The 24575-nt window shown below is 61.5% G+C and carries 27 protein-coding genes; 6 read left to right on the top strand and 21 right to left on the bottom strand.

Annotation, left to right across the window (positions count from 1 at the left end; translation table 11 throughout):
- Window positions 1-14: 14 nt before the first annotated feature.
- From V8J81_RS05120 to V8J81_RS05100, 5 genes are all read left to right on the top strand, one after another.
- Window positions 15-179 carry a hypothetical protein gene (locus tag V8J81_RS05120; RefSeq protein ID WP_368474670.1) on the top strand — a complete coding sequence of 55 codons (165 nt, stop codon included), beginning with the start codon at window positions 15-17 and terminating at the stop codon, window positions 177-179.
- A 182-nt stretch (window positions 180-361) separates the two neighbouring features.
- Window positions 362-1273 (top strand): ankyrin repeat domain-containing protein, encoded by a 912-nt coding sequence (locus V8J81_RS05115; RefSeq protein ID WP_368474669.1) that lies wholly within the window; start codon window positions 362-364, stop codon window positions 1271-1273.
- A 157-nt stretch (window positions 1274-1430) separates the two neighbouring features.
- Complete coding sequence (locus V8J81_RS05110) at window positions 1431-2615, top strand: vWA domain-containing protein (RefSeq protein ID WP_368474668.1); 1185 nt, start codon at window positions 1431-1433, stop codon at window positions 2613-2615.
- On the top strand, window positions 2616-3788 hold the full coding sequence (locus V8J81_RS05105; RefSeq protein ID WP_368474667.1) for a M24 family metallopeptidase: 1173 nt from the start codon (window positions 2616-2618) through the stop codon (window positions 3786-3788).
- 41 nt (window positions 3789-3829) lie between these two features.
- Entirely contained in the window at window positions 3830-4528 is a 699-nt protein-coding gene (locus V8J81_RS05100) for a M48 family metallopeptidase (RefSeq protein ID WP_368474666.1), read from the top strand.
- A 9-nt stretch (window positions 4529-4537) separates the two neighbouring features.
- Here V8J81_RS05100 and V8J81_RS05095 read toward each other — a convergent pair whose 3' ends face one another.
- The 9 genes from V8J81_RS05095 to V8J81_RS05055 all read right to left on the bottom strand — a co-directional run bounded on the left by V8J81_RS05095 (window position 4538) and on the right by V8J81_RS05055 (window position 14122).
- On the bottom strand, window positions 4538-5077 hold the full coding sequence (locus tag V8J81_RS05095) for an RSP_2648 family PIN domain-containing protein (protein WP_368474665.1): 540 nt from the start codon (window positions 5075-5077) through the stop codon (window positions 4538-4540).
- Window positions 5074-6270: an RSP_2647 family RNA methyltransferase gene (locus tag V8J81_RS05090; protein ID WP_368474664.1), complete on the bottom strand. Its 1197-nt coding sequence runs from the start codon at window positions 6268-6270 to the stop codon at window positions 5074-5076. The genes V8J81_RS05095 and V8J81_RS05090 overlap by 4 nt, the downstream gene beginning before the upstream one ends.
- 39 nt (window positions 6271-6309) lie before the next feature.
- Window positions 6310-6942 carry a DUF6778 family protein gene (locus V8J81_RS05085; RefSeq protein ID WP_368474663.1) on the bottom strand — a complete coding sequence of 211 codons (633 nt, stop codon included), beginning with the start codon at window positions 6940-6942 and terminating at the stop codon, window positions 6310-6312.
- Between the two features lie 229 nt (window positions 6943-7171).
- Window positions 7172-7936, bottom strand: coding sequence for an HpcH/HpaI aldolase family protein (locus V8J81_RS05080; RefSeq protein WP_368474662.1), 765 nt, complete (start codon window positions 7934-7936; stop codon window positions 7172-7174).
- Between the two features lie 158 nt (window positions 7937-8094).
- Complete coding sequence (locus V8J81_RS05075; protein ID WP_368474661.1) at window positions 8095-9219, bottom strand: FliM/FliN family flagellar motor switch protein; 1125 nt, start codon at window positions 9217-9219, stop codon at window positions 8095-8097.
- A gap of 102 nt (window positions 9220-9321) precedes the next feature.
- Complete coding sequence (locus V8J81_RS05070; protein WP_368474660.1) at window positions 9322-11997, bottom strand: ATP-binding protein; 2676 nt, start codon at window positions 11995-11997, stop codon at window positions 9322-9324.
- A 1-nt stretch (window position 11998) separates the two neighbouring features.
- Window positions 11999-12292 carry a hypothetical protein gene (locus tag V8J81_RS05065; RefSeq protein ID WP_368474659.1) on the bottom strand — a complete coding sequence of 98 codons (294 nt, stop codon included), beginning with the start codon at window positions 12290-12292 and terminating at the stop codon, window positions 11999-12001.
- Between the two features lie 3 nt (window positions 12293-12295).
- Entirely contained in the window at window positions 12296-12739 is a 444-nt protein-coding gene (locus V8J81_RS05060) for a response regulator transcription factor (RefSeq protein ID WP_368474658.1), read from the bottom strand.
- Window positions 12740-12829: 90 nt separating this feature from the next.
- Window positions 12830-14122, bottom strand: coding sequence for a helix-turn-helix domain-containing protein (locus V8J81_RS05055; protein WP_368474657.1), 1293 nt, complete (start codon window positions 14120-14122; stop codon window positions 12830-12832).
- A 189-nt stretch (window positions 14123-14311) separates the two neighbouring features.
- Between V8J81_RS05055 and V8J81_RS05050 the strand changes: the two genes are divergently transcribed.
- Window positions 14312-14746 (top strand): hypothetical protein, encoded by a 435-nt coding sequence (locus V8J81_RS05050; protein WP_368474656.1) that lies wholly within the window; start codon window positions 14312-14314, stop codon window positions 14744-14746.
- Window positions 14747-14822: 76 nt separating this feature from the next.
- On the opposite strand, the gene V8J81_RS05045 is transcribed toward V8J81_RS05050, so the two are convergent.
- From V8J81_RS05045 to aptA, 12 genes are all read right to left on the bottom strand, one after another.
- Window positions 14823-15818 (bottom strand): ABC transporter substrate-binding protein, encoded by a 996-nt coding sequence (locus tag V8J81_RS05045; protein WP_368474655.1) that lies wholly within the window; start codon window positions 15816-15818, stop codon window positions 14823-14825.
- 39 nt (window positions 15819-15857) lie between these two features.
- A complete protein-coding gene (locus tag V8J81_RS05040) occupies window positions 15858-16772 on the bottom strand; it encodes an ABC transporter permease (RefSeq protein ID WP_368474654.1) in 915 nt (304 codons plus the stop codon).
- Window positions 16769-17656 carry an ABC transporter permease gene (locus V8J81_RS05035; protein ID WP_368477602.1) on the bottom strand — a complete coding sequence of 296 codons (888 nt, stop codon included), beginning with the start codon at window positions 17654-17656 and terminating at the stop codon, window positions 16769-16771. The genes V8J81_RS05040 and V8J81_RS05035 overlap by 4 nt, the downstream gene beginning before the upstream one ends.
- Window positions 17657-17712: 56 nt before the next feature.
- Complete coding sequence (locus tag V8J81_RS05030) at window positions 17713-18150, bottom strand: GNAT family N-acetyltransferase (RefSeq protein ID WP_368474653.1); 438 nt, start codon at window positions 18148-18150, stop codon at window positions 17713-17715.
- A gap of 108 nt (window positions 18151-18258) precedes the next feature.
- Window positions 18259-19035 (bottom strand): ABC transporter ATP-binding protein, encoded by a 777-nt coding sequence (locus V8J81_RS05025; protein ID WP_368474652.1) that lies wholly within the window; start codon window positions 19033-19035, stop codon window positions 18259-18261.
- Window positions 19036-19497 (bottom strand): hypothetical protein, encoded by a 462-nt coding sequence (locus tag V8J81_RS05020; protein ID WP_368474651.1) that lies wholly within the window; start codon window positions 19495-19497, stop codon window positions 19036-19038.
- A gap of 5 nt (window positions 19498-19502) precedes the next feature.
- Window positions 19503-20966, bottom strand: coding sequence for a dihydropyrimidinase (hydA, locus tag V8J81_RS05015; protein ID WP_368474650.1), 1464 nt, complete (start codon window positions 20964-20966; stop codon window positions 19503-19505).
- Window positions 20967-20989: 23 nt separating this feature from the next.
- Complete coding sequence (locus V8J81_RS05010; RefSeq protein WP_368474649.1) at window positions 20990-21241, bottom strand: hypothetical protein; 252 nt, start codon at window positions 21239-21241, stop codon at window positions 20990-20992.
- Window positions 21238-22491: a Zn-dependent hydrolase gene (locus V8J81_RS05005; RefSeq protein ID WP_368474648.1), complete on the bottom strand. Its 1254-nt coding sequence runs from the start codon at window positions 22489-22491 to the stop codon at window positions 21238-21240. Before V8J81_RS05005 ends, V8J81_RS05010 begins: the two co-directional genes overlap by 4 nt.
- Before the next feature lie 9 nt (window positions 22492-22500).
- A complete protein-coding gene (locus V8J81_RS05000; RefSeq protein WP_368474647.1) occupies window positions 22501-22782 on the bottom strand; it encodes a cupin domain-containing protein in 282 nt (93 codons plus the stop codon).
- Window positions 22782-23168: an ACT domain-containing protein gene (locus V8J81_RS04995; RefSeq protein WP_368474646.1), complete on the bottom strand. Its 387-nt coding sequence runs from the start codon at window positions 23166-23168 to the stop codon at window positions 22782-22784. Before V8J81_RS04995 ends, V8J81_RS05000 begins: the two co-directional genes overlap by 1 nt.
- Window positions 23169-24500 (bottom strand): omega-aminotransferase AptA, encoded by a 1332-nt coding sequence (gene aptA, locus V8J81_RS04990; protein ID WP_368474645.1) that lies wholly within the window; start codon window positions 24498-24500, stop codon window positions 23169-23171.
- Between the last annotated feature and the right edge of the window lie 75 nt (window positions 24501-24575).

The raw sequence follows: 24575 nt of genomic DNA, 5'->3' as shown, positions 1-24575 counted from the left end.
CACTAGGGCGGAACATGCTGAATTTCATTGGGGCAGGCATTGGCATTCTGGTCGGTGCGCTTTTGGCATGGCGGCGCAAAGGCAATTGGCAGGACATCGCTCAATGGGCAGCGGTCTTTGCGCTGATCGGTTTTTTGATCGGCACCATCGTAATGCTGATCGTCCCTGCCCCGCAGTAAGCCACCCCTCCTCCAGGGTTCAGCTGTCCTTGCAGCGGTTCGGGTAAGGGAAACCCTGCCCCGATGTTTCGGTCTGCGGACTTGAACCGAACGGATGTCGTGGATATTTATTGAACATTGTTCACAGACTGAGTGCACTCGGTACACGGCCGGTATCCGCACCCAGGGTAGGAGGTTCCACGATGTCTGTATTTTCATTGCATTTAAGCGCTCTCGCCGTCGGTTTAGCCGTGACCGTGTCGCACACCGCCTCCGCCAACGCGCAATGCTTTCGCCAGTCCGATGTGCGCCTGCCTACATTTGAAAGCGTTTCACCCAATCTGACGGGCGGACAATCCGGCGAAGCGATGTATCAGGCCGTCAGTCAGGGCGATATCGCCGGGGTACAATCGCTGCTCGCCACAAACACGGCCCTGCTGGAGGTTCGGACCGGGCTTCCGGAGGGAACCCGCCCCTATAACGGCAATTCCGCCGATCTACTGACCGCGGCAATTGCCGCCTGTGATCTGCCGATGCTTCAGGCCCTGCTGGCCTTCGGGGCTAATCCGAACGGAGAAATCACTGGTCTGCCCCTAACGTACGCGGCTTTGGCCGATGATCCCGACTACGCGACCGCACTGCTGGAAGCAGGCGCAGACCCGAACGTCCACGATCCCGCCATGAACACACCATTGCGCGAGGCGATCCTGTTCGAACGCGCCGACGCGATCCGCTTGTTGGTCGCGGGCGGTGCTGACATCAACCACGTGACCTCCAACGGGCGCACGCCGCTTGGCTCTGCCATGTTGACCGGGGAATGGGACGTGATCGCAGCGGTGATCGAGGCGGGAGGAAATCCGTGGCAAGTCCATGGCCAAGGCGTTTTGCCGGCCTACACAATCTACGCCAATGAACCGCGCCGCCGCGCGGACCGGCGCATTCGCAATGCGATCCTTGAGCAGATCGAGGTGGGCGCGCCCGTCTGGCCACCGGTCAATTCGGCGGTGGTCGCGGAAAATGTGCTGAACGGCACATGGCCCACGCCCGAAATGTCCGCGGCCGGGTTCACGGTACCAGACGAGGCACGCCGCGCCATGCAGGCGGCGTTTCGGTAGGGCCGTGTCGGGAGCCCGAGGCGAATACAGGGGTTTGTTTTTCGCAAACGAGATCGGAATTGTCTCTATATTTCTTCAGCTTAACCTTCTTGCTCACGCGTGAGCAGCCTGCGATTTCCCGTTCGACGCCGCCGCCCGTCCGCGCTAGAACACATGCATGTTCCTGCCGTTCTTTGAGACCCTCCGCACCGCCCGCATCCCCGTTTCCTTGCGGGAATACCTCGCCTTTCTGGAAGGGATGAGCCGCGGCCTCGTCACCTATGACGTCGACGGCTTCTACTACCTCGCCCGCACCGCGATGGTGAAGGATGAACGCCACCTCGACCGCTTCGATCAAGCCTTCGCCCATACCTTTTCCGGGTTGGAGAGCATCAGCTTCGATGACGTACTGGAGGCCACCGAAATCCCCCGCGAATGGTTGGAGAAACTCGCCGAAAAGCACCTGTCTGAGGAAGAACGTGCAGAGATCGAGGCAATGGGCGGCTTCGACAAACTGATGGAAACCCTCCGCCAGCGCCTCAAGGAACAGGAAAAGCGCCACCAGGGCGGCAGCAAGTGGATCGGCACAGCGGGCACCTCTCCCTTCGGTGCCTATGGCTACAACCCAGAGGGCGTGCGGATCGGTCAACACGAAAGCCGCCACCGCAAGGCCGTAAAAGTCTGGGACAAGCGCGAATTCAAGAACCTCGACGGCGACGTGGAACTGGGTACCCGCAACATAAAGGTTGCCCTCAAGCGCCTCCGCCAATGGGCCCGTGACGGCGCGGCGGAAGAATTGGACCTCGACGGCACGATCCGCGCCACCGCCGAACAAGGCTGGCTCGACGTCAAAACCCGTCCCGAACGCCGCAACGCGGTGAAGGTGATCCTGTTTCTCGATGTGGGCGGCTCGATGGACGATCACGTGAAGGTGGTGGAAGAGCTGTTCAGCGCGGCCAAGGCCGAATTCAAACACCTCGAATACTACTACTTCCACAACTGCCTGTATGAGGCCGTATGGCGCGACAATCACCGTCGCTGGTCCGAACAAATCCCGACCTACGAGGTGATGAACACCTACGGCCCCGACTACAAATGCATCTTTGTGGGTGACGCGGCCATGTCGCCTTATGAGATCGCCTTTCCCGGCGGCGCAAATGAGCATTGGAATGAGGAAGCGGGCAGCACCTGGTTGCAGCGCGCGCGGACGCAATGGCCCGATCACCTGTGGATTAACCCAACGCCCGAACGGCATTGGCGCCACACCCAATCTACCCAGATGATTGACGAAATCTTCGGAGGGCGCATGGTGCCAATGACACTGGAAGGCATTGACCGCGGAATGCGGGAGTTGGGGAAGTAGATGTCAGAAATCCTCGCGGCCACGCCGCCTCTTTTTGCGCCCTCCGAATACGCGATGCGGCAAGCAAATGCCGCTTCAGCGTTGCGTGACGCCAACCTCGACGCACTGCTGATCTTCGCGCCTGAAAGCATGTATTGGCTGACGGGCTATGACACGTTCGGCTTTGCGATGTTTCAGGCAATGGTGTTGGACGCGGATGGGCGGATTGATCTGCTGACCCGCCTGCCCGATCTGCGGCAGGCGCAAAATACCTCAGTCCTTCCGTGCGAGTGCATCCATATCTGGCCGGAGCATCAAGACGCCGCTCCGGCGAACGACTTGGCCGACCTGCTGCGCAATCTAGGCTTGTCCGGAAAGCGGCTGGGGTGGGAGACGCGCACAGCCGGGCTGACCTTTGCGAATGGTCAAAGCATTGCGGATGCGGTGCCGAACCTGACCGATGCGTCGGACCTGATCCCCGTTTTGCGCCGGGTGAAATCGGACGCGGAAATCGCCATGATCCGCCGGGCCGCGGGCATGACCGACGCCGCCCTAGATGCCGCCTTGCGAACCACGACGCCCGGCGCGTTCGAGGGCGACATTCATGCCGCCATGCAATCGGCGATCCTGTCCATGGGTGGGGAGCCTGCGGGCAATGAAACAGTGATCGGTTCGGGCGCGAACGCACTCCTCTGCCGGTCTTTCGCGGGGCGCAGGCACCTCGATGCGCGCGATCAGCTGACGCTGGAATGGTCCGGCTCGGCCGCGCGCTACCACGCGGCCGCCATGCGCACGATCGTCATCGGGACGCCCTCGGATCAACAGCGCAAGATGCACGCCGCCTGTGAAGAGGCGTTGGAGGCGTGCGAGGCCGCAATTCGCCCCGGCCGCCCGATGGCAGACGTCTACACCGCCCATGCCGACGTCTTCGATAAACGCGGCCTCAGCCATGCGCGCCTCCAGGCCTGCGGCTACGGCATGGGCATCGCCTACAACCCGATCTGGGTGGAATTCCCGATGTTTTATGAGGGCAACCCACTGATCATGCAGGAAAATCAGGCCTTCTTCCTACACATGATAGTTATGGACAGCGACGCGGGCCTCGCCATGACGCTTGGCCATACGGTGCTTGTGACCGCCGACGGAGCAGAACGCCTTTCGCGCCACGGCACGGACCTGCTGACTGTGTCGTAACGCGCATTGCCGAAGGCCCTGCCCGGCCCCATATCTGACCCATGTTGAAGCTGACCCCGATCCTGCTGGCCGTAGGCTATGGCCTGGTGATGTACCTGTTCTCGTCCTGGCGCACGAAGCGGGAACTCGACGCACGCTCGTCTGAGCTGGCAGACCGGTCGCTGATCGCGCTGACCGACAAATTTGCCAAAGTGCTCGACGTCGACCGAATCCGCGTGAACGTCTACGAGGTGGACGCCGTGAACGGGCTGGCCGCGCCGGACGGGCGTATTTTCATCACCCGCGGATTTTATGACCGCTACCGGGCAGGTGAAGTGACGGCCGAGGAAATTGCCAGTGTGATCGCACACGAGCTTGGGCATGTCGCGCTCGGCCATACACGGCGGCGGATGATTGATTTCTCCGGGCAAAACGCTGTGCGCGCGGTTCTGGCGGGCGTTTTGGGACGCATCATTCCGGGGATAGGCCCATGGATCGGGGGTATGGTCGCGTCCCTTCTGGCCGCGCGGCTCAGCCGTCAGGATGAGTATGAAGCGGATGCCTATGCCTCCGCCCTGCTGGTTTCAGCCGGGATCGGAACCGGCCCGCAAAAGACCCTGTTCGAAAAGCTGGAAGGACTTGTCGGACTAAAAGGCGGCGGAGCACCGGCCTGGTTGATGAGCCACCCGAAAACGGCAGAACGGATCTCAGCCATCGAGGCGCTAGAGGCACGGTGGCAGGATTCCGGCCAACCGGAGTGACGGGCGGGTTCAGCGGGTAAGCGCTTTTCCGAGTCGCGGAAGGCGGGCGCGTTTGAGCAACGCGCGGAGTGGCAGCGTTTCGCCAGACAAACGCTCGGCCTCGGCATGGGTGGTCATCACGGCCTCTTCCACGGCATCGGGATCGCTCAGCCAATGATCCATCAGCACGGCATCGGGTGGGCGGGCGGTAATGCCGTGGCCGGAAAGTTCGCGCGCCGGGAAATCGCGCAGGTTGAGGGTGATGATCGTATCAGCCTTGCCAGCGATGGCTGTGGCCAGCACATGAATGTCGGCAGGATCCGGCAGCCAAAGTGGGGCCTCGTCGCCGGGCGCGGTGAGGGCTTTGGGAAAGCGGGCATTGGCGCGCGACATCTCTGCCCCAGCCAGGGCCGCATCCGCCTCACCGCCATTTCGCAACGCCGCGCGACGCCACTCCTCCAAAAGACGGTCCGACCAGATGGGCGTGAATAGCCCACGCTCCGCACAGCCCAGAAGGATCTGGCGCAGCACCGTTGGGTAAAGCACGCAGGCATCAAGGACTGCGATCATAAGCGGAACGCGATGGCTTTCAGATAGCCCGTATCACTCAGGCTCGGGTGGACGGGGTGATCCGGCCCGGCAAAGCCTGTGTGGAGGATCCGGGGCTCGCGCCCGGCGCGCCCGACCCCGCGCAGGCAGGAGGCGCGGAATTTTCCGACATCGGCAGCGTGGGAGCAGGAGCACAGGATCAGCGTTCCGCCTTCTGCGACCAAAGGTGCTGCCAGTCGCGCCACCCGCTCATAGGCGCGCAGGCCTTTGTCGAGCGCGGGTTTGGAGGGGGCAAAGGCCGGTGGGTCAGCAATGACCAGATCGAAGGTTGCGCCGTCCGTGGCCAAAGCTTCCATCGTGGTGAAGGCATCGCCCGGTAGTGTTGTGAAGCGGTTGGCGAGGCCCATGGTCCCTGCCCCGGACGTGGCCAATTCGAGCGCGGGGGCAGACGCGTCCACAGCCAGCGCCGATTGCGCTCCAGCCGCCAGAGCAGCCAATGCGAAGCCGCCCACATGTGAGAATACATCCAACACCCGCGCGCCATCGGCCAAGCGGGCAGCGAAGGCGTGGTTGGGGCGTTGATCGTAGAACAGGCCCGTTTTCTGCCCGCCCATGACGTCTGCCATATAGGTGGCACCATTCATCGGAACAGGAATGGGCGCAGTCGGGGCGGTGCCAGATAACACGGCCATCTCCTCCGTCAGCCCTTCCAGCGCCCGTGCGCGCGAGGTTCCGTTTTTGATGATGGTTGAGCAGCCGGTGGCCTCCGACAGGACGGCGACAAGGTCGTCCAACCGTTCCTCCAGCCAGATCGCATTGGGTTGCATCACCAGCGTATCGCCGAAGCGATCCACGATCAGGCCGGGCAAACCATCGCCTTCGGCATGGATCAGGCGATAGAAGGGCGCGTCGTAAAGGGCAGTGCGCAACGCCAGCGCGCGCGTCACTTTCCCGGCCAACCAATCGCGGTCGATCACCGCCTCCGGGTTGCGGTCCAATAGCCGAAACCCGATCCGCGCGCTAACGCTTGCGATGCCCAGACCAAGCGGCTCCCGGTTCGCATCCTGCAACACGGCCAGCGCACCGGCAGGCACGGCCTTGGCGCGACGGTCTAGCACAAGATCATCTGCCCAGGCCCAAGGATGGCCATGGCGAATGCGGCGAGCATCGGCCTTGGGTTTCAGACGCAGAACAGGAAAAGGGGGCGCTGTCATGGCGCCCCCTCTACCGGGTTCTTCAGATGGGGAAAAGGCTCACTCAGCCGCGGCGACCAGAACGCTCGGCGCGACGGTGCCAAGGAATTCGGCCTGCACCCAATCCTGCAAGCGACGCGTGATGCGCAGGCGCTGCGTCAGGCCAGCGGCATCGGCTTCGATGGCGTCATTGCCGCCGAGCGCCGGGAAGGTCAGGTCAAGCGCGTCCGGACCAGACAGGATCACACCGGTTTCGGCGTGAACGATCGTCATGATGAACTCGATCTCCTGCTCAGACGGCAGATTCGAATAGCGCACGCGCTGTGTCTGGGCGTGGAACCGTGTGACTTCGATGTTCACAATCACGGGGATCGAGCCATTCACATCTTCAAACGCGGGCGTAAGCGCCTCAGTCATCAGGTCGTCGACCTGCGTGTGGCGGTCACCGATCGGGTCTTCGCGCCAAACGATGTCAGCACGCGGCTTGATGGTGTTGGCTTCGCTCACCGTCAGGGTGCGCGGCACGTCGACATCGACAGCCACAACGTCCCAATCCTGGATCACGATGTTTTCGACAGCGGGCGGCGGCGTGTCAAAAGCGACTTCGCGCGACACATCAACACCACTGACACAGCCAGACACAGCCAGGGCTGCACCAAGAACGATTGCGGGGATGAAACGGGATTTCATCATTGGTTTTCTCCTGCACGACGGATGCGCGGAGCATCCGGGGATTGCCGTTTGCACTAGGTTTTTTCGTTACGCGTTCCGGTCATTTGTCGCCGGAACACAGTAAATTTGCCTAAAAAGCAGGGCGCAAAGGCGGAGGCTGTGTGATTTTTCAAGGGTGATTGCGTGGAAACAATCCGCCCGAATTGGGGCTGATTTGAGACGAATGCGGCGGGAATGTGTCCGTGCGCCGCTAGTCCAGTGCGCGAATTCCGGCAACCTGCGCCCGCGCGCCCTGCAAAATCCAGGCATGCTCCGAGGCGATGAAAAACATCGAAAACCCATGTTTGCGGATCGCAGCGGCGCGGTCCGCGTCGGCCACAAAGGTCACGTAACCTTTGCCATGGGCCTTGGCAGCAGCGCCGGCTTTTTCCATGGCCGCATTCAGCTCATCACTGTTTTGGTGGTCATAGCCGTAAGCGACGCTCAGGTCAGCGGGGCCAAGAAACAGCGCGTCGATGCCGGGTGTGGCGGCGATGGCGTCCGCCGTGTCCACGCCTTCCGGGTCTTCGATCTGGGCGATCACGATGGTCTCGGCGGCGCTTTGTGCCAGCACGTCGGGCATAGGCCGCGTGGCATAACCCGCCCATCTGGTGGAGCCCGCATATCCGCGCCCGCCATGGCCGAACCGAGCAGCGCGGGCGACTTTTTCGGCAACGTCCGCCGAGGTGACATGGGGCACCACGACGCCGACCGCGCCATCGTCCAGCGCTTTGCCGATATTTTCGGGCGCGCTGGAAGGGACGCGCACGAGAACGGGGAAATCAGCCGCGCGGGCCAGCGCCATGCACGCGCTGATCGTCACGCGGTCGAACGGGGCATGTTCACAATCGAGGCACACGAAATCGAGGCCCGAGAGGATCAATACTTCCAACATGTCAACACTTGGCGTCTTCATAAACGTGCCCGCCAAGGCTGTTCCGCCGGTCACTTTCTTGCGGAACTCGGAAATGGACATTGGCGCTCCCCTTTCGACGCACAGATCAGCATCGCGCCGACCCGATGGGCGGAGATTGGCGGTCTCAATGACAGAACACAAGCCATCTGGGTGTTTGGTTGCGCTGGCCGTGTCCGCCCCACGGGCGCATATCTACATCCACAAAAGGTGCCGAGATTTCACGCAGTCGGCGCGTCCGGATCGTAGTCTGGCATCGGTAGATCAGGCATGGCTTGCGGTGCCGCTGCCTCAGCACCCGCTGTACCGCCCAGGCCGTCTGCCAATGGCAGCCTATTTGCCTGCGGCATCAATGCTTCCGGCGACATCTGATCTGACGCCTTCGCGGCACGTTTCAGGGCGTCCGGCCCAGAGTCTGGCGTCGCTTCGCTTGAACCGGCCCCTTTCTTTCGCCTCGCCTCCAGCCGCACTGCACGCCGCCCGCCGATCTGCCCCAGCTTCCCCCGCGCAAAGATATGGCCGTTGTCGTCTTCCAGCGTCACTGTCTCCAAATCGCTGCGATCAAAAGGAACCAGATCCCCATCCTTCAAGTCCTGCACTTTCGACAATGGCATGTGCAATCTGAGTAAGACCGCATTGAGGGACAACGGGGCCGGACCTAAGGCTGCAAGCACATCGCTTCCCCATGTGTCGGGACGGGTGGCTGGTTTAGCATCGGATTTCTGAGTGGCGCGACGCGCCAGACTTGGGTCCGCGGGCAGCAAAACCAGCAGTCGGCCGGATTTAAGCCCGGCTGCATTGACGTTGACGTGCAGCAGGTGAAAGCCTTTTGAGGGCAAAAGCAGGTTGATCTGACCTCGATCTTTGATCTGACTGGCATAAGCGATGCGTTCAGGCCAATCGCGCCCCGCTTCTGCGCTTGTTTCGTGGGCAAACCCCGCGAAGAACAGATCGATAAAGTCGCGGCACAATGCTTCATCAATGCGTGTGACCGGGCGCGCCGGGCCCTGCACGTCTTCCACGCGACCGGTCGTCTGCACTTCGATCAAGGCATCAACCAAAGAATGCTCCAGGGCAAGCAGGCCCCGCCTGCCATCCCGGTCTTCGGTTGCAGCAATAAGGCCGTGTTCAGGCAAGGCCTCAAGTGCTGAATCCAAACTGGCCTGCATGGTCACAGTGACCGCCTCAAGCGTCACATTGAGCCCATCCAGCGGCGCGGCGGCCCGGCGCACCGCGCGCGTCAATCCCGCCTCCAGTGCCGGAACAAGATCATCCGGGCGATGCCGCACACCGGCATGCGCCGCAATCTTGCGGGCCAGAACGTGGCGCTGATCAGTCGCGGGCATGGGCGTATTTGTGCCTTCTGGCAAACGGATACGGGGGTTCGTGCGCGTAGCTTTGCCACAAAAGCCGTTAACGAAGCCCTTATGCGCCCCTGCTTTATCCGCTTACGCAGCTTTCAAGGCGCGCACCGGCAATCGCACGCGAAAGGTCGCGCCGCCCTGCCCCGGCACGTAGATCAAATCCCCGTCAAGACGCGCCATGATCTCACGGCTGATCGCGAGCCCAAGCCCGGCCCCCGGCGCCCCTCGCGCAGTATCGAGGCGGGCAAATTTCTCAAAGATCAGGGCCTCTTGCCGGGTTGGAATGCCTGAGCCGTTGTCCGAAAACTCGATCTCCAACCCCTGTTGCGTATCCACGACCGAAATCACCAGTTCCGGCACATCGGCATCGCAGTATTTCCGTGCGTTTGAGATCAGGTTGATGAAGACTTGGGCCAACCGGTCAGGATCGGTCCACAACGCAACGGCCTCGCTGGCCCGATCGCGCACCAGCGTGATGCCATCGCCCGCTTCCGCGCCCGCCGCATGAATGGCGCGGTCCAACACGTCTGCCAGTTGCGCCTCAGCCATATTGAGGGTCACACGACCGTTCTCAAGCACGCTCAAATCCAGCAAATCATCCAGCAGGCGCGTCAGGCGCAGGCTTTCATCGTGGATGATCCGTGAGAATTTCGTCCGTGCTGCATCGTCCACCTTGTCGGCTTGCATCAGGATCTCCGAGAAAGATCGGATCGACGTCATGGGTGTGCGCAATTCGTGGCTGATCTGGCTGAGGAACGCATCCTTCTGCACCGACAACTCGGTCAGCTTTGCGTTGACCTCACGCAATCGACCTGCGGTTTGGGCCAGCTCTTCTGACTTGGCCTCAAGTTGGCTGGAATACTCCATGATCTGCGCCGTCTCGTCGGCCACGGCCAGCAGATCACCCACGCTCACGCTCGCTGCGCCGGCAATCTGCGCCACCATGGCGTGGGCGGTCGCAACTCCGACGGAACCTGCAAGCTCCCGCTCTAGCTCAGCGAGGAAATCTGGCGTCGGCTCCGGCAATTCCCCGTCTCGGCCCTGCGCCCGCGCGGCGTCGCGGAACAGGGCGATGGCCCGGTCATCGCCCATGATCCGCTGTGCCATGATTCGCAAATCATCCGCCGCACCAACCGCGCCAGTCCATCCCCTCACAGCACGCGAATGGTCGAAGACATTGACGAATTGCGCCCCTTGCAGCCGCTCAAGCGGGCTGGGAAAGCTGAACAGCGACCCCAACAGAAACAGCGCCGTATTCACGCCGAGCGAAAGGACCATCGCTGTCAAAAGCGGATCACTGGCCTGCAAGCCAAATGGGCTATGCGGGGCAAGCCAACCAATTCCCCAAGGGCCAGAGCTTAGCACTTCGGGCATCAAACCACCCGTCTCCGCGATATTGGGCAGCAAAAGAAGCCATGCCCAGATCAACAGGCCCGCGCCGATGCCAAGCGCTGCCCCCAACCGCGTTGCCCCGCGCCATAGAATACCACCGACCAAGGCGGGCAGAATCTGTGATACGCCCAGAAACGAGATCAGACCAATCGAGGCCAAAGCAGCCGTGCCACCGGACAAGCTGTAGTACACCCATCCCAGAAACAGGATCGCCGCGATGGACACCCGGCGCGCCGTGAGCGCCACTTTTCGCATGTCCTGGCTCAACACCACGCTATCGCGTGAACTGCGCAGCCAAAGCGGCACAATCACGTGGTTCGACACCATCGTTGAAAGCGCCAATGCGGCGACAATCACCATGGAAGTCGCGGCGGAGAAACCGCCCAGAAAAACCAAAAGCGCCAGCGCGTCCTGCCCCAAGCTCAACGGCACGGTTAGAACGTACAGGTCCGGATTGTCTCCGGTTCCGGGCAAGCTCATACCCGTGACCGCAATCGGCACCACGAAAAGCGAGATCAACAAAAGGTATAGCGGGAAAGCCCATCCCGCGGTTGCCAGATGCCGCTCGTCCGAATTCTCGACCACTAACACCTGGAACATTCGCGGCAGGCACAGGATCGCGGCCCCTGCCAAGGCCGTCAGCCCCAGCCACCGTGCGCCGTTTAGCGGCGTTTCTGCGACAGGCGAGGCTTCAATCCGCGCCAGCATATCGCCGGGTCCATCCGCTACGCCCCACACAACAAACACACCCACCGCAACAATCGCTGCCAGCTTCACCACTGCCTCAGCCGCAATGGCGCTGACAAGGCCGGGATGGCGTTCGTTCAGGTCGAGCGACCGGGTGCCAAAGATGATCGTGAAAACGGCCAGCCCCGCTGCGATCCACATCGCTGTGCTCGATGTGCCTTCACCCGCACCTGCATTGGTGAAGACCGAGAAGGATAGCGTGACCGACTGCAATTGCAGCGCGATGTAGGGCGTTGTCCCCAACACGGCCAACAACGTCACCAACACCGCCAATCCGCCAGACTTGCCATACCGGCTAGAGATCATGTCGGCGATGGATGTGACCCGCTGCGCGCGCCCGATGCGGACCATTTTTCGCAGCAACCAGAACCAACCGATGAACACCAAAGTCGGCCCAAGGTAGATCGTCAGGTATTCCAGCCCCGAGCGGGCCGCCGACCCAACGGCGCCGTAGAACGTCCATGCCGTGGCGTAGATCGACAGGGACAGCGTGTAGGTGATCGGCGAATTCAGCCACCGCACCCGGCCCGCCTTGGCGCTGCGTTCCGCCCAGAAGGCCACGGCAAACAGCACCAATACATAGAGAATACAGATCGAGACGAGGCCGTTGAAACTCAGCATTTTACTCGGCCTCAGGCGGCTGCGCAGGCCCCGCCTCAGGCGGGCCGCCGGCCTCATCCTGAACGCCAAGGCGCGTCAGTGCGACACTGACCAATGCCGAAAGCACGATAAGCCCGATCCAGATGCCGAAGTAATAAACCAGGGTCACAGACAGGCTTTCCGCCTCGTCACCCGTGCCGCGGATGAAGATCGGGCCAAAAATCAGGATTAGACCGAGGATCGGCAAGAGGCGCGCTGCGTCTTGCAACCGGTTGAGCCTGTATCTGCGGCGCTCAAGAAACAGCCTTGAGGCCATGGCTCACCCCTGACCGGCTGCGGCCGGCCGATCTGTTGGGGCCGGGGCCAGATCCGTGATGACCGCCAGCAATTCATCGTTCGAGAATGGCTTGGTCAGGAAAGCATTCGCCCCCAGTCCCATGGCGTGATCGCGATCATGGGTCTGACCCTTGGCGGTCAACATTACGACAGGCAGATCGCGCGTCTCTGGCTCGGCCCTCAGCGCGCGGAGAATATCGAACCCCGACTGGCCGGGCAGCATGACATCCAGCACCAGCACATCCGGGCCAATCCGCGCGACTTCTGCAAGCGCTGAATCGCCCTTGCCATGGCCGCGCACATCCCAGCCCGCACGGCTCAGGATAAAGGTGAGCGCTTCGAGGATGTTGCTTTCATCCTCGATGATCAGAACGGTCCCCGGCCCTGTTCGCGGGGCCGTATCAGATGGTCGCATGTCCATTGTCATACCCAGTCCTCCCCCCGGGTAAGTGTCGTTCGCCCCGGGCCTGGTTTTCCAACTTTGCCCAATGCTTGGGCAACACGCAAGAAATTCGCGTCACGGACCTGCATAGCCGCCGCGTCGTGCATCGCATCCGACGCGGGGACAGGTCTCGCACCCCGGGCCCGCGGCGATCGCTGGCATCGGCCGATCTCTTTGCCGGGCCTCCATGATCAGCATTATCCCCTTCAAGGCAGGCGCGGCCCCGAATGCGCGCCCTTCATTGGCCTCCGCCACGGCCCAAGCGCTGAACCGGGCGCCATGGGGCATTTCAATCTCCGCCTCTTCCGCCTGCCCCGGTCGGGACAGGGCTGTGTAAAGCGGCCAAAGCGGGCACCCCGCCACAACTCGTGGCAGTGCGAATCCCGGAAGGCGACGGCGATGCACCATCGCACCGGACGCGTCGCATATGGCCAGCCCCATGGGCGGAGCACCGGTTTCCGGCTGCAAACTCGCCATTCGCCGCAAAACAGGGGCCACGCCAACACCCAATCGCGCCACCAAGGCCACTGGGTCAAAGGCCACTTCCTTTGCTGCCGCTATGAATGGCTCCATCGGTAAAAGGGCCGCGTCGCCCGCATATTCCATCAATCTGGCCTGCCCCATGGCGCGCGTCGGCGCATTTTCCATTCCGGGGGTCTGGTCAAGAATGGCCTCAATGGCCCCGGCTCCCTGCGCATCTATGTGTGGGAAGACGTGGCCGACCGCATCAAACATCGCTTCAACCGTTTCTGCAGGCGATCCACCTTCTGCATCGGGCGCCTCGAACTGGGCCAGCAATCCCGTCGCTTGATCGGAAAGCCGTTCTGCCTCCTCATGCAGGTTACGGTGGAAACGACCGCGCCAAGCTGGGTCCAGATCCGTCTCTCGCACCAGAATATCCGCTGTTGAGCGGATCGCGGCGACCGAGGAAAGCACGTCATGCATCGCTTCTGCCAAGACGGGATCGTGGCTCAGCCGGTCACGCAGAGCCTCAACTTGCGCATCGAGCGCCTGCAATCGCGCCTCTTGTGCCGCGATCAGGGCCGTCCACCCCGGAAAACGGGCGCCCATCTCGTCAATACGGTCAGTTTCCGCCCCAAGGCCAACCTGCGACCGCGCCGCCGCATCCAAAAGCGCGCTCACCTCGGCATCAGCCCCCTCGCTCAGAACCGAGGGCTCTACGTTCAGGACCCGCGCAAGCTCCAGAAGTAGCTTGCCCCCGATGCGTCGGTGATTGTGTTCAATCAGGTTGAGGTAAGAGGGTGAGACGCCAACAGCCTTTGCCAGAGCCCCCTGTTTCAGCCCGCGCGCAAGGCGCTGCTCTCGAATACGGCTGCCGGTGATGTCGGGGGGATTTGTTGGTTCCATGCTTCCAACTTTACAAGCTTTACACGAAATTTACAGATTTAAATTATCGCCTCACGCCCAACCCACTCCGTCAGTTTTGAGACAAATCTGCCCCACGCCGCATAGGCAAATTTACCAAGCATTAAGGTGCGTCGGATAGCCAGTTGGGTCGTGGAGGTACAATTCGCATCGCGTGTGAGGAGCGTAGATATGGACATTACAAATACACCCGCCCGGCCCGAACTGACCGTTCCGCAGGCGCCAACAGAGGCGCGGCTGAAACCCGGCGACGTGACCGGGCGCCCTGAAACCGCCAACCCTGTCACCGCCGCCGAACAGTCCCGCGCAAGCACCGCAGCCAATGCGCAGCCCATCAAGCCGCTTGATGTCTTTCAAGTCGGCGATAACGACGATCTGCCCGTACCACCGGACCCGCCGCGCCAGTCACTGGCAATGGTTCCATTGGATTTGCCTGAGCCTGCAAACGTCCCTTCCGAAGAGGCGGAACCGACGAGCGAAGCGCCTACGGCAATGGATGAAACCGGCACCGAACCCAATAGCCCGGACACATCGCGCCCCGAAGAAAGCCCTTACACCAGCGGCGCCCCCAATCCGTCATCGCCAACGGTCGACATCCGCCGCTGAGGCAATCCGGTCCGCCAAAAGCAAACGGCCCCACGCTGTGCCGCGCAGGGCCGCTTTGGCGCTGTAATTCGGCTGATTACTCAGCCAACGCAGCATCCGTGATGACGTGGGTGAAAGCACCCTCAGGTGCCGCCGAGATCACCGGGTCAGAGCCACCGGCCAGAAGCGTATCAACGGTGCGCTGATAGGCTTCCTCGTCCAAACGGCCATCGCCACCTTCAACCAGCAAAGCAATCTCACCCATCATGCGCAGCTGATGCTCCTCGGTCTGCGCGCCGGTCTCGTCGTAATCCAGCACGATCATCGCCGCGTCATCGGGGTTCTCAGCCGCCCAGGCCCAGCCCTGCATCGAGGCGCGCACAAAGCGCGTCATGCGATCCACGAACTCAGGGTCATCGAGGTTCTCTTCCAGCGCCCAGATGCCGTCTTCCAGCGTTGCCACGCCCTGATCCTCATAGCGGAATGTCACCAACTCTTCCGGCGTCACACCCGCATCAATCACCTGCCAATATTCATTGTAGGTCATCGTCGACATGCAATCGGCCTGCCGCTGGATCAACGGATCAACGTTGAAGCCCGCCTGCAGCAGGGTCACGCCATCTTCGCCGCCATCCACGCCGATGCCCAACTGGGACATCCAGCTCAGGAACGGGTATTCGTTGCCAAAGAACCAATGCGCCACCGTGGCCCCCGCAAGATCGGCAGGCTCGGTGATGCCGCTATCGGCCCAGCAGGTCAGCATCAGGCCCGAGCGCACGAACGGCTGCGCGATGTTCACAACCGGCAAGCCACCTTCGCGCGCCGCTAGGGCCGAAGGCATCCAGTTCAGCATCACGTCAGCGCCACCACCCGCAAGCACCTGCGGCGGCGCAATGTCCGGCCCGCCGGGGATGATATTCACCGCAAGGCCCTCATCCTCGTAGTAGCCATTCTCAAGCGCCACGTAGTAGCCCGCGAATTGCGCCTGCGTGACCCATTGCAGCTGCAGGTTCACCTCATCCAGATGCCCATCCGCCAATGCCATACCGCCCGAAGCCAGAAGCGCGGCCCCTGCAATTGTAAGTTTTTTCATAGTCTTTCCCTCCAAGTTGGACCCATTGATTATTTTGCTCTACGCCCGCCGCTGCGACGGGTGCCAGAATGTCAGTTGCCGCTCGAGCAGCGTCATCAGGCCATAGAACCCGGTCCCCGCCAACGCCGCGACAGTAATCTCGGCCCAGACGACATCCATCGCCAGCCGTCCGACCTCGATCTTGATGCGAAAGCCCATCCCAACGGTCGGTGAGCCGAAGAATTCAGCAACGATAGCACCAATGAGCGCAAGCGTTGTGCAAATCTTCAACCCGTTAAACAGGAACGGCAAGGCCGTGGGCAGGCGCAGTTTCAGAAGGCTCTGCCAATAAGACGCCGCATAGGTGTGCATCAAATCGCGCTGCATCTTGTCGGATGCCTTCAACCCCTCCACCGCGTTCACGAGCATCGGGAAGAACACCATGGCGACGACCACCGCCGCCTTGGACGCAGGGCCAAACCCCAGCCACATCACGAAAATCGGCGCCGTGCCGACAATCGGCAACGCGGCGAGGAAGCTGCCCACCGGCAACATCCCCTTCTGCAAAAACGGCGACCGATCCACCGCCAAAGCCACCAGAAACGCCGCCCCGCAGCCGATCACATAGCCCACCAAAGCGCCTTTCAGGATCGTCTGCACGAAGTCGGCCCACAGGATGTCGGTGTTCTGCGCAAACGCCAACGCGATGGCCGAGGGCGCGGGCAGGATCACCGGGCTGATCTCGTAAAGGCGCACGGTCAATTCCCACAGGCCCACCAAGGTCAGGCCAAAGATCACCGGCACCCAGACGGCCACAACCGGCCCGTCACTGCGCGCAAGCCGTGTGTTGATGTACCAGGCCCCCAGCCACACCGCCAACAGCACCCACAACCGCAAGTCGTAGAACCCGGCGAAGACCAGCACCACGACAGCCGCCACGGGCAGGATCGGGATGTTCCGCAAGGCCGCACTCATCGGTTCAGCCCCATCCGGCGCAGGGTCGTACGTTCAATCAACCCAAGGATCGCCACCAGACAGGCCGCACAAATCGCCGCCATGAAGAGCGCGCTCCAGATCTGGATCGTCTGACCGTAATAGCTGCCCGTCAGAAGCCGCGCGCCAAGCCCGAACCGTGCCCCTGTCGGCAGTTCCGCTACGATGGTTCCCACGAGCGCCGCCGCGATCCCTACCTTTAAGGATGCGAACAGGAACGGCACCGAGGCCGGCAACCGCAATTTGAACAGAGTCTCAGTTCGGCTGGCCGAGTATGTGCGCAGCAGGTCCAAATCCATCGCCGACGGGCTGCGAAGACCCTTCACCATCCCGACGACTACTGGGAAAAACGATAGATAGGCCGAGATCAGTGATTTCGGCACCACACCCGTCAGTCCCACCGCGTTCAATACCACGATCACAATCGGGGCGACCGCCAGGATCGGAATGGTTTGCGACGCAATTGCCCAGGGCATCACGCTCAAATCCATCGGTCGGTTGTGCACGATCCCGATGGCCAGCAGCAGCCCGGCTAACGAGCCGATCACAAAACCCAAAAGCGTCGGCGCTAATGTCTGGAACGCATGGAACAGCAGGTTGCGCGGATTTGGCCGCAACTCTCCCCGCCGCTCGCGGAAAATCTCTTCCCCCGCCGTCGTATTCCACAGCTCTGCCACCACCTGATGCGGCGCGGGCAAGCGCGGCCGCTCCTGCGCCATCGTGTCGGCGAAGACCTCCTGAAACGATAACTCCACGCCCTGCCGTTGAGCCGTGTCCAAGGTGACCCACCGGTTCATCAAATACGCGCCCGCATACCAGATCAACACGATCACCCCGACAACTGTCAGCACCGGAAGGATCGCCATGCTGATCCGCCGCATCGCCATGCAGAAGGCGCAGGGTGGCTGAGCCTCAACCGCGCTCATGCCGCCTCCCACTTCATCAGGACATCCGGCAAGCCTTCCTCATTGTCGCCATCCGTGCGCGACACCTCCACAAGACCCTCCCGCAAATAAAAGGACCACGCCCGCGTGTTGTCTTGCATCACGAAAAGCACAAAGGTCCCGTAGGTCGCTTTGGCATGGTCCAGCAAGGCTTTGCCGATGCCCCGCCCCGGCGTCCGCGCCATCAGCGCGGTGACCTCACCGTCTTCCGCGTGCCAGGTGTAAAAGCCGTCGACTGGATCGCCCGCTACCCATGTCTCGCGGGTCTCGAAGACCGGCCCAGTATAGAAAGCCATCACCTCATCCGCCGTGTGCAGATCCCGCGCCCAATTGCGGGTCGCGATCCAGTCAGAGGTGATCTCGGCACAGGCCACCATATCAGGGGCCTCAGCGGGTCGTATGGCGAGACCGCTCATTGCGCCACCGCACAGAAGGCTGAGGGGGCGGGCTCAACAGTGCGAAAATCGTGTAGGTACAAAAGCACTACAGATTCACTACAGGTTCCATATACCGGAAAACCGTCCTCACTCGTCATAAGCATGCCCCTCGCGCAGGCCTTCGCGAACCCGGTGCGCCAGCGCCAAAAACTCCGGCGTGTCGCGGATATCGAGCGGCCTTTCCCGCGGCAGATCGCTTTCGATGACATCCGTAATCCGCCCCGGACGCGGGCTCATCACGACAATCTTGGTGCTGAGATATACAGCCTCTGGAATCGAATGCGTCACGAACCCAATCGTCTTCTCCGTCCGCGCCCAAAGCTTCAGAAGTTCTTCGTTGAGCCGGTCCCGCACGATCTCATCCAGCGCGCCGAACGGCTCGTCCATCAGAAGGATATCCGCATCGAAAGCGAGGGCCCGCGCAATCGAGGCCCGCTGCTGCATTCCCCCCGAAAGCTGCCAAGGAAATTTCTTCCCGAACCCTTCCAGATCAACCAGTTGCAAGACGTGGTTCACACGATCCTGCTGGTCCTTGGCGGAGTATCCCATGATCTCCAACGGCAGCTTGATGTTCTTCTCAATCGTCCGCCACGGATAAAGCCCCGCCGCCTGGAACACATACCCATAAGCCCGCGCCTTCCGCGCCTCGTCCGGTGTCATACCGTTGACAGACACAGTCCCGCCAGTGGGTTGCTCCAGCGCGGCAATCACGCGCAGGAAGGTCGTCTTTCCGCAGCCAGATGGCCCGATGAACGAGACGAAGTCACCCTTGTTGATCTCAAGGTTCACATCCGACAGCGCCTGCACCGGGCCATCGTTGGTCTGGAACGTAAGATCAAGGGATTGAGCAGCGATTACAGTCATTTACGTTGTCTCTATAGTGCCCGATATGCGCCAGTCCGCGCCAAGCCCCAGCTTCCGCTCCACCATCCATTGCACGCCACCTGCAATGGCACCGCAAAGCCCGTTGCCAATGATCCAAGACATCATCCGAGGCCATGCGCTTTCACCGACATAGGTGAACCCATATGCTTGCCAGAGCGCAATTCCTGTCACCGCCCCGACAGAGCCACCCGCAATGACAAAGGCACGCACATCACGACGTTCGAAATAGGCCAATGTCGCGCGGGCAATGATGAACGGAACTACGGTGAAGAGCAGGCCAAAAACCATGTACAGCCAAAATACCAAGAAGAGTGTCGCCCCACCCGGCCATGCTGAAGACCCGGACGTCACGAAGCCGAAGGCGAGAGACCCGAAGGCGCAAACCAAAAGCGTTGCGCAATAGGCCAAAACAACACGCAGCACGCGCGGCATGGGCCTCATGCCACTCAAACCCCCGCCGGAATGTTCAGTGGATCGCGCTCGATCTTGCGTGGTGTGTTCAATGCCTTCCACTTCGAAAGCGCCCGCGACGGGCTCGCCGCCGGGGGCCGCTTCACGAACCGGCCACGCCCGGGTTGCGGCTGGCTGTTCTGGCCCGCAGCCCAGACCACATCGCCGCGCGACAAGGTGAACCGGGGCGAGGCAGACACCTCCATTCCCTCGAACACGTTGTAATCAAGGATGGATTTCGCCGTCGCCGTCGAAATCGTCCGCCCTAGCTTCGGGTCCCAGACGACCACATCGGCGTCGCCGCCCACGTTGATCCCGCCCTTCATCGGATAGATGTTGAGGATCTTTGCGATGTTGCTTGACGTCGCCGCCACGAATTCCTCCGGCGTCAGGCGGCCTGTCTCGACCCCCTTGGTCCAGAGCATCGCCATCCGCTCCTCAAGCCCGCCGGTCCCGTTGGGGATCATGGCGAAATTGTCCACGCCCATGCGCTTTTGCTCATCTGTAAAGGCCGCGTGGTCCGTCGCGACAACCTGTAACGATCCGGCGGCAAGCCCGTTCCAAAGCCCGTCCTGATGGTCCTTTGACCGGAACGGCGGCGACATCACGCGGCGCGCGGCGTATTGCCAATCCTTGTCGAAATACTCCGTCTCATCCAGCGTCAGATGCTGGATCAGCGGCTCGCCATAAACCCGCATCCCCTTCTGGCGGGCCCGGCGGATCGCCTCATGGGCCTGCTCGCAGGACACATGCACGATGTACAACGGCGTGCCCGCCGCATCGGCAATCATGATCGCCCGGTTCGCGGCCTCGCCCTCAACCTCAGGCGGCCGCGAATAGGCATGCCCTTCCGGCCCGAACACACCTTCGGCCAGATACTTCTGCTGGAGCTCGGCCACGATATCGCCGTTCTCGGCATGGACCAGCGGCAGCGCGCCCAACTCAGCGCAGCGCTTGAAGGAGGCGAACATCTCGTCGTCCTCGATCATCAGCGCGCCTTTGTAGGCCATGAAATGCTTGAACGTGTTGATGCCGCGCTCTTTAACAACGGCCTCCATCTCATTGAAAATGCTCTCGTTCCAGCCGGTGATTGCCATGTGGTACGAGATGTCGACGCAGATCTGATCCTTCGACTTGCGGTCCCATTCATCAATCGCGTTCAGAAGCGAACCATCCTCACCCGGCAGGCAGAAATCGACCAACATCGTGGTCCCGCCCGCCGCCGCCGCAAAGGTCCCGGTCTCGAACGTCTCCGCCGCCGTTGTGCCCATGAAGGGCATTTCCAGATGGGTGTGCGGGTCAATCCCGCCAGGGATCACATAGGCGTCGGAGGCGTCGATGACCTCATCACCCGAAAGGTTCTCACCAATCTCGGCGATCTTCTCGCCCTCGATCAGCACATCCGCCTTCCACTGGCGGTCAGCGGTCACGATCGTGCCGCCCTTGATGACCTTACTCATATGATCCCCCGTTGGTTATATCCTTACGCCGTCACGCAAATCATCCGCTGATCCCGCGTCAAAAGCGGCAGGTAGGTGCTCTCGACTGGACCGTGATGCAGGTACCAGTAGCACCCGTCGCCTTCCAGCCGCACCGAATTGACGTCCTGCCCGGGTGCCACCAGGGCCAGAACCTCTTCGGGCAACGCTTCCTCGAACTGACCCTGCGGTGTTGTCGACACACAGCCTGCCAGAACAACGCTCGCACCAAGCGCCAGCAAAATACCTGACTTCATTCCACTATCTCCGCCGTTTCCACGACCGCATGGAACAGAACATCCGTGCCGGCCGTCGCCCATTCGGGGCTGATTTCTTCGGCCTCGTTATGGCTCAGGCCGTCCACGCAAGGACACATCACCATCGCCGTCGGGGCCACATCATTGATCCAGCACGCATCGTGCCCTGCCCCGGATACGATATCCATGTGCGAATATCCAAGCCTTTCAGCGGCTTGGCGAATTGCTGTGACACATGTGTCATCAAAGGCGGGCGGGTCGAATTGGCCGACGATCTCGGCCTCGAAGGTCACGCCGATATCCTCGCACAATTTCGGCGCCCGCTCCATCAGCTCGGCCACCATGGCGTTCAACTTGTCCAGAAGGTGCGTGCGCATGTCGACGGTGAACACAACCTTGCCCGGAATGATGTTGCGGGAGTTCGGGTAGACGTCGATATGCCCAATCGCCCCCACGGCATTGGGCTGGTTTTTCATCGCAATCTCGTGGACCAGTTCGGTGATCAGTGCCAGACCGCGCCCTGCATTCTTGCGCATGTGCATGGGGGTGGAGCCTGTGTGGCTCTCCTTGCCCGTCACTGTGCACTCGATCCACCGCAAGCCCTGCCCGTGGGTGACGACACCGATATCCTTACCCTCAGCCTCCAGGATTGGACCCTGTTCGATGTGCAACTCGAAAAAGGCGTGCATCTTGCGGTCGCCGACCTTTTCTTCGCCCTTCCAGCCGATACGCTCCAACTCATCGCCAAAGCGTTTTCCGTCCGCATCCACGCGGTCATAGGCCCAATCGAGCGTATGCTTGCCAGCGAACACGCCCGAGGCCAGCATCGCGGGCGCGTAGCGCGTGCCCTCTTCATTGGTCCAGTTCGTCACCACAATCGGATGCTTTGTCTTGATGCCGAGATCATTCATCGTGCGCAGGATTTCGAGGCCTCCAAGCACGCCCAGAACCCCGTCGTATTTTCCGCCCGTCGGCTGGGTATCAAGGTGCGAGCCTACATAAACCGGCAGCGCGTCGGGGTCCGTCCCCTCACGCCGCGCGAACATGTTACCGATCTCGTCCACGCCCATCGTGCAGCCCGCATCCTCGCACCAGCGCTGGAACAAATGCCGCCCCTCGCTATCTTCATCGGTCAGCGTCTGGCGGTTGTTCCCGCCCGCGATGCCAGGGCCGATCTTGGCCATCTCCATCAGCGAGTCCCACAGGCGCTCGCCGTTGATTTTCATGTTTTCGCCGGGGGCCGCTGCCATGGGTTCGTCCTACTTCAATTCCGTCTCGATGAATGTCATCGGCGCGTCGCCGCCGTTGATGACATTGTGTTTCACACCCTGCTCGCGCCGGTAAACCGTGCCCGCAGGGATCATCACCTCGCGCGTCTCTCCACCCGGCTCTTTCAGCCGCATCTGGCAATCCGTCAGCGTGGTGATCACGTAGTCCATACCATGCACGTGCCATCCTGTTTCGTCTCCGGGCGCGAAATCGAACCGTGTGACGCGCACGCGGTCATCATCAATCAGCGTCTCGGCCCGCGCCTCTGCCATCAGGCGACCTCCTCAGCCGCACGGGCCTTGAGCAGTGCTATCGCTTCATCCGCCCGGTCTTCTGGCACGAAGATATGATCATGCAGCGTCGCCGCGATCACGTTGCAGGCGATGCCGGCCTCGGCCAAGACAGTGGAAACCGCCGCGGTCAGGCCGATACCCTCGAGCGACGAGAACACTTTGAGCGTGATCTGCGCCATCGCGGCCTCTTCCGTGTTCGCGGGCACCAGCGCTGAAATCCCTTCGGCCTCGCGAAACACGGCAAGCGCATCGGGCAACAGAACTGCCAAATCCTCAGCCGCAATTGTGCGAAACGCCCACCGCCCCGGCATCCGCTCCGGGTTCATGCCTGCGATCATGGCAGAGGTATCCGAGACAGGCGCCATTCAGTGCAGCCCCTTCAACACATCTCCCAACGTGCCGAACAACGTATCAATCTCCGACTTCGAGATGATCAGCGGCGGTGACATGGCGATGATATCGCCCGTTGTGCGGATCAGGACATTCTTGTCGTAGCAATCGAGGAAGGCTTGGAACGCACGCTTTGTGGGCTCGCCCGCAATCGGCTCCAACTCAACCGCCCCGATCAGGCCCATGTTCCGGATGTCGATCACGTGGGGCAGGCCTTTCAGCGAATGCAGCCCTTCCTCCCAATACGGTGCAAGCTCCGCCGCACGTTCGAAGAGGCCGTCTTCCTTGTAGGTCTCCAGCGTCGCAATTCCGGCAGCCGAGGCAATTGGGTTGCCCGAATAGGTGTAGCCGTGGAACAGCTCGATCAGGTGTTCTGGTCCTTGCATGAAGGCGTCGTGAATGCCCTTCGTGGCTAGCACCGCCCCCATGGGGATAACGCCATTTGTCAGACCTTTAGCAGTGGTGATCAGGTCCGGCATCACGTTGAAATGCTCAGCCGCAAAGCTGCTGCCAAGCCGCCCGAAGCCAGTAATCACCTCGTCGAAAATCAGGAGGATCCCGTGCTTTGTGCAGATCTCCCGCAGCCGTTCCAGATAGCCCTTGGGCGGCATCAACACCCCGGTCGACCCCGCCATCGGCTCCACGATGCAAGCCGCGATCGTCTCCGCCCCATGCAAGGCGACGATCCGTTCGAGTTCATCGGCCAGATGCGCGCCATGTTCGGGCTGACCTTTGGTGTAGGCATTCTGATCCGGCAGGTGAGTGGCGGGCAAATGATCCACGCCCGTCAACAATGAACCGAAAACCTTACGATTGTTCACGATTCCGCCGACAGAGATGCCACCAAAATTAACCCCGTGATAGCCACGCTCACGGCCAATCAAACGGGTCCGCGAGCCCTGCCCGATCGCTCGCTGATAGGCGATCGCGATCTTCAGCGCGGTCTCAACCGATTCACTGCCGGAGTTCGTGTAGAACACATGTTCAAACGGCTCTGGCGCCAAGTCGCGCAGGCGGTTGGCCAGTTCGAACGCCTTTGGGTGGCCCATCTGAAAGGCAGGCGCATAATCCATCTCGGCGGCTTGCTTCTGGATCGCCTCCACGATGCGCGGCTGGTTGTGGCCCGCGTTGCAGCACCACAGGCCCGCCGTTCCGTCCAGAACCTGCCGCCCATCGGCGGTGGTGTAGTGCATCTTGTCCGCGCCCACGAACATGCGCGGGGTCTGCTTGAACTGCCGGTTCGCGGTGAACGGCATCCAGAATGCGCTCAGGTCATTTGGAACTGGATTGCTACGGTCAAGTGCCATGGCGGTCTCCCCCGCGATCATCGTGGATCACATTTTCTTTTTGACCAAATGGTCAAGACCACGCTAGCAAAAGCC

Source organism: Gymnodinialimonas sp. 202GB13-11, from assembly GCF_040932485.1.
In the GTDB taxonomy this organism is placed as follows: Bacteria; Pseudomonadota; Alphaproteobacteria; order Rhodobacterales; family Rhodobacteraceae; genus Gymnodinialimonas; species Gymnodinialimonas hymeniacidonis.
The sequence above is the reverse complement of the archived record's forward strand: the minus strand, read 5'-3'. Positions and strand labels throughout refer to the sequence as shown.

Excerpts from the sequence above, each read along its gene's own strand:
- V8J81_RS05035 (WP_368477602.1), bottom strand. The coding sequence starts at position 17,656 with ATGGCGATCCTTCCGGTGCTGACAGTTGTCGGGGTGATCGTGTTGATC.
- V8J81_RS05080 (WP_368474662.1), bottom strand. The coding sequence starts at position 7,936 with ATGTCCATTTCCGAGTTCCGCAAGAAAGTGACCGGCGGAACAGCCTTG.
- V8J81_RS05045 (WP_368474655.1), bottom strand. The coding sequence starts at position 15,818 with ATGAAAAAACTTACAATTGCAGGGGCCGCGCTTCTGGCTTCGGGCGGT.
- V8J81_RS05025 (WP_368474652.1), bottom strand. The coding sequence starts at position 19,035 with ATGACTGTAATCGCTGCTCAATCCCTTGATCTTACGTTCCAGACCAAC.
- V8J81_RS05005 (WP_368474648.1), bottom strand. The coding sequence starts at position 22,491 with ATGGCAGCGGCCCCCGGCGAAAACATGAAAATCAACGGCGAGCGCCTG.
- V8J81_RS05075 (WP_368474661.1), bottom strand. The coding sequence starts at position 9,219 with ATGCCCGCGACTGATCAGCGCCACGTTCTGGCCCGCAAGATTGCGGCG.
- aptA (WP_368474645.1), bottom strand. The coding sequence starts at position 24,500 with ATGGCACTTGACCGTAGCAATCCAGTTCCAAATGACCTGAGCGCATTC.
- V8J81_RS05030 (WP_368474653.1), bottom strand. The coding sequence starts at position 18,150 with ATGAGCGGTCTCGCCATACGACCCGCTGAGGCCCCTGATATGGTGGCC.
- V8J81_RS05090 (WP_368474664.1), bottom strand. The coding sequence starts at position 6,270 with ATGACAGCGCCCCCTTTTCCTGTTCTGCGTCTGAAACCCAAGGCCGAT.
- V8J81_RS05010 (WP_368474649.1), bottom strand. The coding sequence starts at position 21,241 with ATGAAGTCAGGTATTTTGCTGGCGCTTGGTGCGAGCGTTGTTCTGGCA.
- V8J81_RS05000 (WP_368474647.1), bottom strand. The coding sequence starts at position 22,782 with ATGGCAGAGGCGCGGGCCGAGACGCTGATTGATGATGACCGCGTGCGC.
- V8J81_RS05085 (WP_368474663.1), bottom strand. The coding sequence starts at position 6,942 with ATGATGAAATCCCGTTTCATCCCCGCAATCGTTCTTGGTGCAGCCCTG.
- V8J81_RS05020 (WP_368474651.1), bottom strand. The coding sequence starts at position 19,497 with ATGAGGCCCATGCCGCGCGTGCTGCGTGTTGTTTTGGCCTATTGCGCA.
- V8J81_RS05120 (WP_368474670.1), top strand. The coding sequence starts at position 15 with ATGCTGAATTTCATTGGGGCAGGCATTGGCATTCTGGTCGGTGCGCTT.
- V8J81_RS05110 (WP_368474668.1), top strand. The coding sequence starts at position 1,431 with ATGTTCCTGCCGTTCTTTGAGACCCTCCGCACCGCCCGCATCCCCGTT.
- hydA (WP_368474650.1), bottom strand. The coding sequence starts at position 20,966 with ATGAGTAAGGTCATCAAGGGCGGCACGATCGTGACCGCTGACCGCCAG.
- V8J81_RS05040 (WP_368474654.1), bottom strand. The coding sequence starts at position 16,772 with ATGAGTGCGGCCTTGCGGAACATCCCGATCCTGCCCGTGGCGGCTGTC.
- V8J81_RS05070 (WP_368474660.1), bottom strand. The coding sequence starts at position 11,997 with ATGCTGAGTTTCAACGGCCTCGTCTCGATCTGTATTCTCTATGTATTG.
- V8J81_RS05055 (WP_368474657.1), bottom strand. The coding sequence starts at position 14,122 with ATGGAACCAACAAATCCCCCCGACATCACCGGCAGCCGTATTCGAGAG.
- V8J81_RS05050 (WP_368474656.1), top strand. The coding sequence starts at position 14,312 with ATGGACATTACAAATACACCCGCCCGGCCCGAACTGACCGTTCCGCAG.
- V8J81_RS05115 (WP_368474669.1), top strand. The coding sequence starts at position 362 with ATGTCTGTATTTTCATTGCATTTAAGCGCTCTCGCCGTCGGTTTAGCC.
- V8J81_RS05100 (WP_368474666.1), top strand. The coding sequence starts at position 3,830 with ATGTTGAAGCTGACCCCGATCCTGCTGGCCGTAGGCTATGGCCTGGTG.
- V8J81_RS05065 (WP_368474659.1), bottom strand. The coding sequence starts at position 12,292 with ATGGCCTCAAGGCTGTTTCTTGAGCGCCGCAGATACAGGCTCAACCGG.
- V8J81_RS05095 (WP_368474665.1), bottom strand. The coding sequence starts at position 5,077 with ATGATCGCAGTCCTTGATGCCTGCGTGCTTTACCCAACGGTGCTGCGC.
- V8J81_RS05060 (WP_368474658.1), bottom strand. The coding sequence starts at position 12,739 with ATGACAATGGACATGCGACCATCTGATACGGCCCCGCGAACAGGGCCG.
- V8J81_RS04995 (WP_368474646.1), bottom strand. The coding sequence starts at position 23,168 with ATGGCGCCTGTCTCGGATACCTCTGCCATGATCGCAGGCATGAACCCG.
- V8J81_RS05105 (WP_368474667.1), top strand. The coding sequence starts at position 2,616 with ATGTCAGAAATCCTCGCGGCCACGCCGCCTCTTTTTGCGCCCTCCGAA.